The sequence below is a fragment of the Nocardiopsis ganjiahuensis DSM 45031 genome, from assembly GCF_000341085.1.
GTDB lineage: Bacteria > Actinomycetota > Actinomycetes > Streptosporangiales > Streptosporangiaceae > Nocardiopsis > Nocardiopsis ganjiahuensis.
Map to the genome: position 1 here is coordinate 74,201 of NZ_ANBA01000002.1, position 12,472 is coordinate 86,672.

The window sequence follows — 12,472 nt, forward strand, 5'->3', positions numbered from 1 at the left end:
GGAGAACCCAGAGAGGAAAGGTCGCCATGACCTCGTACGAGCGTGCCCTGAAGAAGCGGGTCCTCACCGCGGCCACCGCCGCCTTCGCCACCGCCCTGTTCGCCGCGGCCTGCGGCGACGGAGGCGGCGGGGACACCGTGACCACCACCCCGGAGAGCGAGGAGCAGTCCGCCGAGTTCAACGACGCGGACGTGCACTTCGCGCAGATGATGATCCCCCACCACGAGCAGGCCGTCGAGATGGCCGACCTCGCCGACACCCGCGCGGGCGACGAGGTCCTGGCTCTGGCTGAGGAGATCCGTGAGGCCCAGGGGCCGGAGATCGAGCAGATGGAGACGCTGCTCGACACCTGGGGAGCCGGGGTGGAGCACGGCATGGACGACTCCCAGATGGACGGCATGCTCTCCGACGAGCAGATGGCCGAGCTGGAAGCCGCCGAGGGGGAGGCCTTCGACACCCTGTTCCTGCAGTCCATGGTCCTGCACCACGAGGGCGCCGTGGACATGGCCCGAACCGAGCTCGACGACGGGGTCAACCCCGAGGCCCGCGAGCTGGCCGAGGAGATCATCACGGCCCAGGAGAGCGAGATCGAGCAGATGAACGAGATGCTGGGTGACGAGGACGCGGAACCGGGTTCCGAGGGGTCCGGGACCGAGACCCCGGACGGGGACGCCACCGACGACGACCACTCGGGGCACTGAGGTTCGCGGAGAGAGCCCAGGGGTCCGGTACACGGGTGCCGGACCCCGCCCCTGGGTGAGACCGAGGTGTCACCCGAGAACCCGGAAGAGAGCCATGCGAAGCCGAACACGAACACCCGCCCGAACCCTCGCGTCGCTCGCCGCGGCGGGACTGCTCGCCGCCGCCACGGCATGTGCGGAACCGGAGGCGGGCGTGCACGCGCAGGCCGGAGCGGAGAGACCCGCTGGACCGGACGGAGGCGGCGCGGCGAACACTGTCGGGGTCGCCCTTCCCGAGGAGGCCGGACACGTGCACGGGGTCGGGGTCGACCCCGAGTCCGGGGAGGTCCTGGTGGCCACGCACTCGGGCCTGTTCACGGTGCCCGCCCCCGATCGGCTGACCCGTGAGGCGACGGTACCGGCGCACGTCGGGCCCGCGATCGACCTCATGGGCTTCACCGTCCAGGGGCCCGGTCACTACCTGGCGAGCGGCCACCCCGCGGGGGACACCGACATGCCCGACCCGGTCGGCCTGATCGAGACCCGTGACGGCGGCCGGAACTGGGAGGCCCTGTCCCTGGCGGGCGAGTCCGACTTCCACGCACTGGCCTCCGCCGGTGATCTGGTGGTCGGCTTCGACGGCGCGCTCCGCGTCACCGAGGACGGCGTCACCTGGGCGGACCTGTCCCCCGGGGTGGAGGTCTTCGCCCTGGCCGTGTCCGACGACGGCGGGACCGTCGTGGCCACCACCCAGGAGGGCCCGGTGCGCTCGACCGACGGCGGGGCCGGGTTCGACGCGGTGGCGGACGCTCCCCCGTTGGCGCTGGTCGACTGGGTCCCCGGCAGCGAGACGGTGTTCGGGGTCGCGGTGGACGGCGGCGTCTACCGGAGCGACGACGCCGGTGCCGGCTGGGAGCGCGCCGGAGGGCTTCCGGGTACTCCGGAGGCACTGCACGCCGACGAGGAGCAGGTCATCGTGGTGGCCGACCTCCACGTGGCGCGCTCCACGGACGGGGGTTCCACCTTCGACGCCTGGTGAGGCCGGTGGTGTGGGGCCCCGGGGGCGCTCTCCGTTCTCAGGGGAGCGCTCCCCCGGGCCTCCGAGTCGACGCTCGGCGGGACCGCCCGTGACGGACGGCCTCCAGCGGGCGGGCCCGGTGTCAGACTCGGGGCATGGGAGAGTTCGTCACCATTCGGGAGAACCCCGAAGTCAGCCTGTTCTGCTCGTCCCTCGGGCCGCCCGGGGACACACCGCTGCTGGTGGTCCACGGCGGCCCCGACTGGGACCACAGTTACCTGCGCCAACCCCTGGACCGGCTGGGCCGCCCCGTCCTCCTGCCGGACCTGCGGGGCTGCGGGCGGTCGACGCGGGGGCTCGGCCCGGCCGGGTACTCCTTCGAGGCCGCCGCCGATGACCTGGTGGTCCTCGCCGACCGGCTGGGGCTGGATCGGTTCGACCTGCTCGGGTTCTCCACCGGCGGGCAGATCGCCCAGCGCGTCCTCCTGTCCGCACCAGACCGAGTGCGGCGGACGGTGATCGCGTCCAGCACCCTGTGGCCGGTCGCCGACACCGACTTCGGGCCCTGGCCGGAACGGGACGCCCTGCGCGGGGCCGAGGCCAGGGTGTGGTCCGAGTCCGGCCTGACCGGCCCCGACCTGGTCCGGGAGGCCGCCGTCGCGGGGGCGCCGGCCGCCGTCCGCGACCCGGACCGGCTTCCTTCCTACCTGTCCCTGCTCGACCGCGTCTCCTGGTCCGCCGAGTGGGTGCCCGGCTTCCTGGCGGGTTCGCTGGACTCACCGAGGCCGCCCGACGGCCCTGAACGGCTGCGTGCTCTGGCCGCTCCTCTGCTGTTCCTGCACGGGCGGGAGGACATGACCTTCCCCGCCTCCCTCGCCGAGCGCGCGGCCGGGTTCCTGCCGAACGCCCGGGCCGTGGTGCTGGAGGGCGCGGGGCACATGGCGCACGTGGACCGGCCGGAGGCCTGGCTCGACGCCCTGGACGCCTTCCTCTCCGCGCCCTGAGCACGGGCCCGGCGCTACTCGGCGGTGGCCGGGATGACGCTGCCCTGGTACTCGTCCTCGATGAAGCGGACCGTCTCCGGTGAGGTCAGCAGCTCGACGAGGGTGGCGATACGCGGGTCGTCGGCGTTGTCGGAGCGGGCCGCGAGGACGTTCACGTAGGGGTTGCCCTCGAACTCCTCGAGCAGGATCGAGTCCTCCTCGAAGTCCAGCCCGGCCTCCTGCGCGTAGTTGTTGTTGACGATGGCGGCGTCGACGTCGTCCAGCGAGCGGGGCAGCTGCGCCGCCTCGACCTCACGGAACCGGAGGTCGAGCGGGTTCTCCTCGATGTCGCCCAGGCTGAAGGTGGCCTCGTCGATCCCGTCGGCGAGGGTGATCAGCCCGCTCTCCTCCAGCAGGAGCAGCGCGCGGAACTCGTTGGTGGGGTCGTTGGGCAGCGCGACCTCGGAGCCCTCCTCGAGGTCGTCGACACTGTCGACGACGTTGGAGTAGAGGCCGAGCGGGGGCAGGTAGACCTGCTCGACGGCGACGAGGTCGGTGCCGTTGCCCTCGTTGTACTCCAGCAGGAACGGCTCGTGCTGGTAGAGGTTGACGTCCAGCTGGCCCTCGGCGAGTGCGGCGTTGGGCGCGATGTAGTCGGAGTACTCGTGGATCTCCAGCTCGAGACCGGCGTCGGCGGCCAGCTCGGCGTCGATGAAGTCGAGGATGTCACCGGCGGGGACCGCGGTGGCGCCGACGACGAGGGTGTCCTCGCCGCTGGCCGCGTCCGAGGCGTTCTCGGAGGGGGCACCGCAGGCGGTCACCGCGAACAGGGCCAGGGCGGCGGGGACGGCGAGGGTGGCGCGGCGCATGAGGGTCCTTTGCGTACTGCGGACGGGTGGATCCAGGAAATCCGGGTTCGATGTACCAAATTTCCTATTTACCCGATCTTAAATCAGGACTACCCCGGGAACACAAGTTCAGTGACCAAGCGCACACGCTCTGACCAGCCCGAAGGGCGATCGGCGCCCCTGAGAGGATCGCACACCGGGAACCACCGCCCCCACGCCGGGTCACCTGCCCGACCGGGGCGGATCACCGACCGGCGAGCCCTGTACTCCTGCGGTCCGCGTACGACAGCGCGTCCGCGAACTCACCCATGGCCAGTCCCATCCGCTCCACCACCGCCGGATCGACGTACTCCCCCGAAGCGTCCGTCCGCGCACCGGCCCGGGAGACCACCACACAGTCCACGAGCACCGCGCCCAACAGGGTCAGCGTGGGCATGAGCGGGGTGTGGGCGCGCATCCCGCCCGCCTGCCCCGGTGAGGCGCTCATCAGAACGGTGGGTTTGCCGACCAGGCCTCCCGCGCCCACCAGCCAGTCGATCGCGTTCTTGGTGACCCCGGCGGGGCCGTGCGCGTACTCGGGGGTGGCGATCAGCACCCCGTCGGCCCGGGAGGCGTGCTCGCGGAACTCGCGCACCGCGTCGGGCCAGACGGCTTCGTCGGCCTCCACGTCCGGGTTGAACAGGGGCAGGCGTCCCGCCAGGTCCGCGCCGACCACACGGATCTGCGGACGCACCCGCTCGGCAAGGCGCAACAGCGCGGCGTTGTAGGACCCCTGTCGCAGACTCCCGCAGATCCCCAGGACCACCCGCTCCGCCATACCCGCCCCTCACCGGACCCTCGTCCGCGTACCGCTCCGACGCACCTCACCCAGAGTGGCACGCCGAGGCCCCGAACCTCCCCACGGGGCACTCTCCGACCTCCGGGAAGCGCTCTCACACACCTCCGGGAGAGCTCCTCGGCGCCGTCCGGCCGGGCGGGGCGGAAGGCCCCTCCCCGCACCGCGAAGCCCGGCCGCACAGGGCTTGTAAGCCGGACCGAAGCCGCCTAACATCCTGCAATGCACACCCCCTCACCCGTTCCCGACCGGCTGACCGGCTGCCTGATGGGCGGCGCCATCGGCGACGCGCTCGGAGCACCCGTCGAAGGGCTCGGGCTCGACCAGATCCACGAACGGTACGGGCCGCGAGGCCTGACCGAGTACGCCGAGGGCTCCTACGGGGTCGGGGCGATCACCGACGAGACCCAACTGACCCTGCGCACCGCCGACGCCCTGATCCGGGCGTCGGTACGGGAACGGGACAAGGGCATCGGCGGGGCCGCCGTGGGCATGGTCCAGACGGCATACCTCGGGTGGGTGCGCATCCACCGGGACGGAACCGAACCGGGCCCCTCGGCCGGAACGGCCCCTGCCCCGGCCCCGGCAGGAGGGCCTCGGGCGCCTCTGGCCTTCCCGGACCCCCTGGACTCCCCACGCGGCTACGGGGCCGCCACGGTCGCGGCGCTGCGTGAGGCCGAGGCGCGCAAGGAACCGGGGCGGCCGCTGGGCACCGTGGAGGAACCGGTCAACAACTCCAAGGGGTGCGCCGCCGTGGTGCGGGTGGCCCCGTGCGGGTTCGGGGCGGGCAAGGCCGAGTACGCCTTCGACCTGGCCGTGCGCGTGGCCGCCCTGACGCACGGACACCGCACGGCCCAGCTGGCGGCGGGGGTGTTCGCCGCGACGGTGTGGGGGTTGGTCCGCGACGGGGAGATCGCCGACTCCCTGGGAGAGGCCCGGGGTCTGCTGGAGGGCCGCAGCGGCCACGAGGAGGTTTCACGGGCGTTGGACGCGGCGGTCGAGACGGCCTCCCGTGGTGTTCCCACCGCCTGGGACCTGGCCGGGCTCGGTGACGGCTGGACCTCGGAGGAGGCCCTGGCGGTGGCGGCGTGTGTGGCCCTGCGCGCCGAGGACCTCGCCTCGCCCGCCACCGCCCCGGTCCTGGAACCCGGGTACTCCTCGCACAGGGGGATCCCCGAGGTCGGCAGGTACGGACTCCGGCTGGCGGTGAACCATTCGGGGGACAGCGACAGCATCGGGGCCCTGTGCGGAAGCCTGATCGGCGCCCGGTACGGGGTGCACGCCTTCCCCGGTCACTGGCAGTCACAGCTGGAGGTGCGGGAGCGGGTGATCGGGCTGGCCGCCGACGCCGCGTTGGAGTTCGGGCCGTGTCCGCCGTCCGAGCCGGCCCGCGAGGGGGTGCACGGGGCCTGGGCCGCCGCCCACTCCGGGTACTGAGTCAGAGCCGGGCGCGTGCCCGCCCCGGGACACCGGACGTCAGGAGGCCGGTGTCCGCGGGCCCGGGCGCTGGAGTTCGAGGTAGCGCTCGTCCACCTCGAAGCCCAGGGCCAGGTTGACGGCACGCATGTACGTGTTGTCGACGGCGTTCCAGGTACGCACGACCGAACGGTCCGGGAAGGCTCCGGCCAGACGTTCCAGGTTGCGCACCTTCAGCGCCGTGCCGAGGCGGTGGCCCCGGTGCGCGTCCACCACCAGGGTGTCCTCCTGGTGGACGATGTCCTGCCCGGCCGGCAGGAGGAGGCTCGTGAACCCGACGAGCTCGCCCTCGGCGGACTCGGCCGCGGTGACCAGAGCGTCCGTGCCCGCGTCCGCCATACGCCTCTCCAGGGCCCGGACGCGCTCCACGTCCCAGATCGTGGGAGCGACCTCCAGGTCCCCGGTCGGCATGTCCTGTTGTATGACGGTGCGCATGTGGGCGTAGGCCTCGACCATCCCGTCGGGGCAGGCGCCCGTCCACTCCCGCAGCCGGTAGGAGCCGGTGTCGGGACGGAGTGACGTGAGGAGTTCCGGGTCCACAGGGAGCGCGAGCTTCAGGGCGTCCTCTTCCAGCCCCACCTCGAACCCGTGCCGGAGGGCGAAGCGCGAGCCCGGCCAGGCCTGCCTGGTCCGCCCCGTCGGCACGGGAACCTCGGTGGTCGCGACCGTGCGCCCCTCCTCCGCCAGCACCCGGTCGGCCTCCGCGAGCAGGCGGGTGCCCAGCCCCCGGCCCCGGTGTTCGGGCACGACGGCGATGGTCACTTCGGCGACCTGCCGGTTCTCCCTCAGGGGCAGCATCACCATCAGGACCCCCGTGATCCGTTCGCCCTCCCAGGCCGCGTACAGCTGGAAAGCGGCGTCGTCACGGTCCGCCGTCACCTTGCCGCGCAGGAGGTCGTGGGAGATGACAGCGCCCTCCTCCCGACCGGCCAGCCACCCCTCCCGTTTGGCCTCGTACCAGGCGGAGAAGGCGTGGGCGTCGTGCGGGTCGATCCGAGCGATCATGGGCGAGGTCCTCCAGGTGTGGGAACGGCCCCCACAGCATGCACTCGGGGCGCCGCTGCGATCCAAGGGTTTTCCCGGACCACCGGCGCCGGGGCCGCCTCCTCAGGGCGGGTGGGAGACACAGGTCAGAGGGACTCCTCCGGCCGGGCGGGAGCGCCGACGGCCTCGGCGAGGGCTTCACCGAAAGCGGCCATGCCCCGGGCGTTGGGGTGCAGCGGGGCCGCGACGCTGGTGGGGACCAGGCCCTCCAGGTAGCGCTCGCTCGGCGGGGCGCACACGTCGTGGCCGACGCTGACCTCGGCGAGGTCGACGTAGGTTCCGCCGTGTGCGAGGGCCTGGCGTTCCAGGGCCTCGTTGAGGAGGTCCACCGACCCCTGGATGTAGTCGGCGTCGCGCCCCCAGACCGGCTGGACGGGCCAGCATCCGCCCTCACGGACGTAGGTGCCGTAACCCGCGACCACGATCACGGCGTCGGGGGCACGGTCGCGGATCTCGGTGAGGGCCCGGTCGAGTTCGGGCTCCCAGGCCTCGATGTCCTCGGCGATCCGGTCGGCCCCGTCTTGGGTGAAGCGTTCCTCGCAGGAGTCCCCGTGGGGTTCGCGGAGGAGGTTGACACAGCTCAGGGCGGCGCTGACCAGGTCGACGTCGTTGCCGCCGATGGTGAGGGAGACCAGGTCGGTGTCCTCGTCCAGGACGCTGTACTGCGGTGGCAGGAAGCCGAACTGCCGGCCGGAGAAGTCGGAGAGCCTGGCACCGGAGCAGGTAACGTCGGTGAGGTCGGCGCCCAGTGCCTCCGCGGCGACCCTGGGGTAGTTCCGATCGGAGCGCAGGCACGCGATGTTGGGATCCTGGTCGGGAATGAGAGGGCCAGCCGCGGCCGAGTCACCGAGTGCGACGTAGTCGAGGGGTGTGGGCCCGGTGTCCTGGTGGTCCGCATGGGCCGGACCTGAGGTAGCGATCCCAATACCTACAGTAGCCACTGTGGCCACGACTGCCCTGGCCAACCCTTGCTTCCCCACGGGGCCTCCGCTGTTTTCCGTTGTTTCCCGCACTGCTCTCACATGATGCCGGGCGGACCCGGCCCATGGGTGCGAAACCCACCGCGGGCCACCGAAGTGTCGCGGAGCGATCCGGGAAGTCGCAGATCAGCGGGAGGCTCCAGGCCCGCCTCGGGGTTGTCCGGCCGCCGGTCCGGCAGACGCGCCCCCGAAGGCACTCGGCCCTCGCCCGCGCCCGGGGAAACCCGCGATCCGGCGACCACTCGCAGCCCTCACCGGTTTCGACGGCACACGCCTCCCTCAGGCCTCTGGGATCCCTTACAGAGGCCTTACTCCGGAAGGGAAGGATGACTGCGTCCACTACAGCGGGGCTCTGTCCCAGGGAAGAATTGAAGAGCGATGATCAGTGAAGTGATCGATTGGTTCAAAGGGCTGCTCGGTGACGCGTCCGAGCAGGCCGTGGACGGAGCGGGCCAGGTACTCGACCAGGCGGGCGGTGGCGCGGAGGAGGCCCTCGGCAACGTCCAGGAGACCGGCCAGGACCTCGCGGGCGGGGACTACGGACAGGCTGCGGCCGAGGAGGCCATGGGGGGCGTGACCGAGACCGCGCAGGGGTTCCAGGAGCAGGCGCAGACCTTCGGAGGGTTCGTGGAGGACCCGCTGGGGGCCGCCGAGGAGGAGGCCCGCGACCGTCTCGGCGGACAGGGCTGATCGTTCGGTCGGGGCTGGCTCGCCCCTCGAAAGTGGTGAGCCGTTCGGGAGAGCGCTCCCTCAAGAGTGAGAGCGCTCTCCGGCACTGAAGGGCGACCGGTCCAGGAACACCTCCCCGAGCACCTGGTCACCCATGAGCTCGCCGGTCGGCCGGAATCCCAGCCCCCGGTAGAAACCCTCCGGACCGCCCTCGCCCGGGAGCCACAGCACGGTGATCCGCTTCTGCCCCCGCCGGCGGGCCTCCTCCACCACGGCCTCCACGGCGAACCTGCCGTAGCCCCGCCCCTGATGCGCGGCGGACACGTTCAGTCGCCAGATCCCACAGCGGAAGGCCTCGACCTCGGCGTCCGGCGCGAACCCGCCCATGACGAAGCCGACCACCTCGCCCTCCTCCGACACGAGCCTGGGCCAGGCGACGCCGGGGCCGGCCGCGTAGGCCTCGGCGAGGGATCTTTCCACGGGAGCCACGAAGCGCTCCTGGTCCGGATGGACTCGCAGTGCACAGGCAGCGCCGACGTTTTCCGGGGTGATCTTCTCGAGGCGGGTTCCGGGGGGAGTGGGGGTCATGGGCACGACCCTAGAACGTTGCGGCGGCAAGAAAAGCCGCCGTGGGTCCGCGGGTGCGCCCTCCTGGAAGACCGGCCCCGAGGAGGGCGACCGCCGCCGGTGGACCCGCCGGCGGCGGGAGTGGTGGTCAGCGGCCGGGCAGGGCACCGCCGTTGACGCCCAGCACCTGGCCGGTCGTCCAGGACGCCTCGGGTGAGGCGAGGAACTCCACCACCGCGGCCACGTCGGCCGGGGTGCCCGCGCGGCCGACCATGGTCTCGGCCGCGAGTGTGTCGTGTCGTCCCGAGCGCCCCTCCTTGGTGAAGAACTCGGTGTCCTGCACGTAGCCGGGGGTGAGGGTGTTGACGGTGATGCCGTCGGGGCCTCCGCGTTTGGCGAGGTCGATCCCCCAGCCGCACAGCCCGGCCTTGGCCGCGGCGTAGGCGTCACCGCCGCCCCGGTGCGCGGCGATCGAACTGATGTTGACGACCCTGCCGCCCGGACGCCGGAAGGCGGGCCAGAGCGCCTGGGTCAGCATCATCGCGGACAGCAGGTTGGCGTCGATGGTGCGCCGGTAGATGTCGAAGGTGCCCTTCAGGTCGACCGGGGTCTCCTTGATGATCCCGCCCGCGTTGTTGACGAGGACGTCGACGGGTCCGGCCGCGAGGTGCTCGGCCGCGGCCAGGACGGCGTCCTCGTCGGTGAGGTCGACCGCCAGGGGGACGATCCGTGCTCCGGGGTTCTCCGCCGCGACCTGTTCGAGGGGCTCCTTGCGGCGTCCGAGGATGTGGACCTCGTCCCCGGCGGAGGCAAGGCGTTCGGCGATCGCCCTACCCATACCCGTACCGCCGCCGGTCACGATGACTCTGCGCATGTGTGTCCTTCCTGGGGTGGTCGGGCGCAGGAAACCACGCTCCGGGTGTCGGGGCAACCGACTTTCGCTCCGGACCGCCCCTCCACTTCGGGCACCTCTCGAAGTCGGGTGAGGCCCCGGCGAGCACGGTCTCCCCGCCCGGGGCGACGAACGGTCGACACCCGGCGGACCTGACCGGAACTCCGCCACTCCAGCACGTAGCATTCTGAACACACAGAGTCATGAATGCTGTCGATCCACCCTGGAGCTCCCATGAAGTCGCCCGTCAGACCTCACCAGCTGGTCCTGCGCATCGCCACCGGCGCCTCCATCCTCAACTCCGGGTTGAGCAAACGCGGTGCCGACGAGGACACCGCGATGGGCCTCCACGGGATGGCGGTCGGCACGTACCCGTTCCTGGACAAGGTCGACCCGGTCACCTTCACCCGGCTCCTCTGCGCCGGGGAGATCGCCCTGGGCACCGCGCTGCTGGTGCCGCTCGTGCCGAACAAGCTCGCCGGAGCGGGGCTGAGCGCGTTCGCGTCCGGCCTGCTCGGCCTCTACCTGCGCACGCCCGGGATGCACAAGCCCCGGAGCCTGGCGCCCACCCCGGAGGGCATTCCCCTGTCCAAGGACCTGTGGCTGCTCGGCGCCGGGCTGGCACTGGTCCTGGAGGGCTGCGAACAGGACTGATCCCCGGCCTCGTCCGTGGAGCGGCGCGGGACGGTTCAGAGACGGGGCGGGGCTCCTGGGGGCGGAGTTCCCGAGGCCGGGGCTCCCGGGGCCGGGGCTGTTGAGCACGGGTCAACTACTGTGGTGCGCCTCGGACCCCGTCCCCCGAACCGAAGGGCCTCCCCATGTCCCCCGCCGTTTCCTCCCCGCCCCGTACAGCGCTGGTCACCGGTGCCTCCTCCGGGATCGGGGCGGCCGTCGCCGCGGCCCTGGTCGAGCGCGGCTACCGCGTGTTCGGGACCAGCCGCGACCCCGGAGCCGTCACCGCGCCGGTGCCGGGAGTCGAGTACCTGGCCCTGGACCTGACCGACTACGCGTCCGTGGAGGCCTGCGCCGAGGCCGCGGGCGAGGTGGACGTCCTGGTCAACAACGCGGGCGAGAGCCAGAACGGACCGATCGAGGAACTTCCCATGGACGCGGTGGAGCGGGTGTTCCGGCTCAACGTGTTCGGCGCGGTCCGCCTCACCCAGCTCGTCCTTCCGGGGATGCGCTCGCGGGGGTACGGGCGTGTGGTGATGGTGGGTTCGATGCTGGCGAGTTTCCCACTGGCGTACCGCTCCTCGTACGTGGCGTCCAAGGCGGCGGTGAAGGGGTTCGCGGACGCCGCGCGGCGTGAGCTCTCGCCGTTCGGGGTGGGTGTGACCACGGTGGAGCCGGGTTCGATCAACACCGGGATCAGTGAGCGCCGTACCCAGTACGTGGGCGAGGGGTCCCCGTTCCGGGAGGAGTACCGGACCATGGTGGACACGCTCAACGCCAACGAGGCCAAGGGGATCCCGGCGGAACGGGTGGCGGCGACCGTGGTCGGCGCGATCGAGGCGAAGCGGCCGCGTCCGCTGTACGCGGTGGGCAGCAACGCGCCGGTCGTGTTCGCGCTGCGCCGTCTGCTGCCCCGCGCCGTGATGCTGCGGATCGTGGCCCGCAAGCACGGCCTGCGCTGACGGCCCGAGGAACCCTCTCGGGGCGTGGTGCGGCCGCTTCGTCGTAGCGGGTGGATACGCTCCCGGCACGGACGGGACACCGGGGGGAACATGCGGCAGCAGGTGCACTTCATGACACTGGCCACGGCGGATCTGGACGCGGCGCGGCGCTTCTACCGGGACGGCCTGGGTTGGGAGCCCCTGGCGGACGTTCCGGGGGAGATCATCTTCTTCCAGGTCGCGCCCGGGCTGGTGCTGGGCCTGTTCGACACGCGCAAGTTCGACCGCGACCTCGGCGGCGGCTCCGGAATCACGGGGGTCTCGGGGCTCACCCTGTCGCACAACGTGGACAGCCCCGAGGAGGTCGGGGCCACCGTCGAGGCGATGACCGCGGCCGGGGCGACCGTGGTGAAGCGGCCCCAGCAGGGCGAGTTCGGCGGGGTCTTCCACGCGCACGTGCGCGACCCCAACGGTGTGGTCTGGGAGATCGCGCACAACCCCGGATGGCACGTGGACGGATCGGGAAACGTGGTGTTCGGCTGACCGAGGGACCTCGCGCCCAGCGGTGGAACGCGGCCGCGACGACCGGCCCTCCCGAACGGCGGGCCGGCCCGCCCTGGGCAGGAACGAGCATCCCGGGGCACAATCGGTGCACGGCGGACCTCCCGTACCCCACCGGGCCCGCGGCTCCGGCGGTCAAGGCCTGCAGCCCGGGACCAGCACCCGGTCCCTTCGAGTCGGCCCGGCGGCCCGGCCCCCGCGGCCGGGCTCCGCAACGCAAGCCCCCGCGGCCCGGCATCCGCAAACCGGCCTCTGCAACCCGTGTATCTGCCACCCAAGCCCTGTCACCCACACCCGGGGAGAGCG

At 72.2% G+C, this 12,472-nt stretch carries 14 protein-coding genes; 8 read left to right on the forward strand and 6 right to left on the reverse strand.

The window, feature by feature from the left end; genetic code table 11:
• The first annotated feature begins 26 nt into the window (after positions 1–26).
• The 3 genes from D458_RS0100955 (at position 27) to D458_RS0100965 (ending at position 2,702) form a co-directional block, all read left to right on the forward strand.
• On the forward strand, positions 27–701 hold the full coding sequence (locus D458_RS0100955) for a DUF305 domain-containing protein (RefSeq protein ID WP_017584852.1): 675 nt from the start codon (positions 27–29) through the stop codon (positions 699–701).
• 94 nt (positions 702–795) lie between these two features.
• Positions 796–1,719, forward strand: a complete 924-nt coding sequence (locus D458_RS0100960; RefSeq protein WP_026118872.1) for a F510_1955 family glycosylhydrolase — start codon at positions 796–798, stop codon at positions 1,717–1,719.
• 134 nt (positions 1,720–1,853) lie between these two features.
• A complete protein-coding gene (locus tag D458_RS0100965; protein ID WP_017584854.1) occupies positions 1,854–2,702 on the forward strand; it encodes an alpha/beta fold hydrolase in 849 nt (282 codons plus the stop codon).
• A 14-nt stretch (positions 2,703–2,716) separates the two neighbouring features.
• Here the strand turns inward: D458_RS0100965 and D458_RS0100970 are convergent, their stop codons facing one another.
• Both D458_RS0100970 and D458_RS0100975 read right to left on the reverse strand, forming a co-directional pair.
• Positions 2,717–3,550 (reverse strand): MetQ/NlpA family ABC transporter substrate-binding protein, encoded by an 834-nt coding sequence (locus D458_RS0100970; RefSeq protein ID WP_017584855.1) that lies wholly within the window; start codon positions 3,548–3,550, stop codon positions 2,717–2,719.
• Between the two features lie 223 nt (positions 3,551–3,773).
• Positions 3,774–4,346: an NADPH-dependent FMN reductase gene (locus tag D458_RS0100975; RefSeq protein WP_017584856.1), complete on the reverse strand. Its 573-nt coding sequence runs from the start codon at positions 4,344–4,346 to the stop codon at positions 3,774–3,776.
• Positions 4,347–4,586: 240 nt separating this feature from the next.
• Here D458_RS0100975 and D458_RS0100980 point away from each other — a divergent pair, with 240 nt between their 5' ends.
• Complete coding sequence (locus D458_RS0100980; RefSeq protein ID WP_017584857.1) at positions 4,587–5,801, forward strand: ADP-ribosylglycohydrolase family protein; 1,215 nt, start codon at positions 4,587–4,589, stop codon at positions 5,799–5,801.
• Positions 5,802–5,840: 39 nt separating this feature from the next.
• Here the strand turns inward: D458_RS0100980 and D458_RS37815 are convergent, their stop codons facing one another.
• Together D458_RS37815 and D458_RS0100990 are read right to left on the reverse strand one after the other, a co-directional pair.
• Complete coding sequence (locus D458_RS37815; protein WP_017584858.1) at positions 5,841–6,845, reverse strand: GNAT family N-acetyltransferase; 1,005 nt, start codon at positions 6,843–6,845, stop codon at positions 5,841–5,843.
• Positions 6,846–6,970: 125 nt separating this feature from the next.
• Positions 6,971–7,825, reverse strand: coding sequence for an SGNH/GDSL hydrolase family protein (locus D458_RS0100990; RefSeq protein ID WP_017584859.1), 855 nt, complete (start codon positions 7,823–7,825; stop codon positions 6,971–6,973).
• Between the two features lie 417 nt (positions 7,826–8,242).
• Between D458_RS0100990 and D458_RS0100995 the strand changes: the two genes are divergently transcribed.
• Positions 8,243–8,554: a hypothetical protein gene (locus tag D458_RS0100995; protein ID WP_017584860.1), complete on the forward strand. Its 312-nt coding sequence runs from the start codon at positions 8,243–8,245 to the stop codon at positions 8,552–8,554.
• 60 nt (positions 8,555–8,614) lie between these two features.
• Here the strand turns inward: D458_RS0100995 and D458_RS0101000 are convergent, their stop codons facing one another.
• On the reverse strand, positions 8,615–9,121 hold the full coding sequence (locus tag D458_RS0101000) for a GNAT family N-acetyltransferase (RefSeq protein ID WP_040702043.1): 507 nt from the start codon (positions 9,119–9,121) through the stop codon (positions 8,615–8,617).
• A gap of 127 nt (positions 9,122–9,248) precedes the next feature.
• Positions 9,249–9,974 (reverse strand): SDR family NAD(P)-dependent oxidoreductase, encoded by a 726-nt coding sequence (locus tag D458_RS0101005; protein ID WP_017584862.1) that lies wholly within the window; start codon positions 9,972–9,974, stop codon positions 9,249–9,251.
• Between the two features lie 252 nt (positions 9,975–10,226).
• On the opposite strand from D458_RS0101005, the gene D458_RS0101010 reads away from it, so the two are divergent.
• From D458_RS0101010 to D458_RS0101020, 3 genes are all read left to right on the forward strand, one after another.
• Positions 10,227–10,646: a hypothetical protein gene (locus D458_RS0101010; RefSeq protein WP_017584863.1), complete on the forward strand. Its 420-nt coding sequence runs from the start codon at positions 10,227–10,229 to the stop codon at positions 10,644–10,646.
• Between the two features lie 164 nt (positions 10,647–10,810).
• Positions 10,811–11,626: an SDR family oxidoreductase gene (locus D458_RS0101015; protein WP_017584864.1), complete on the forward strand. Its 816-nt coding sequence runs from the start codon at positions 10,811–10,813 to the stop codon at positions 11,624–11,626.
• A 90-nt stretch (positions 11,627–11,716) separates the two neighbouring features.
• Positions 11,717–12,148: a VOC family protein gene (locus D458_RS0101020; protein ID WP_017584865.1), complete on the forward strand. Its 432-nt coding sequence runs from the start codon at positions 11,717–11,719 to the stop codon at positions 12,146–12,148.
• Positions 12,149–12,472: the final 324 nt, after the last annotated feature.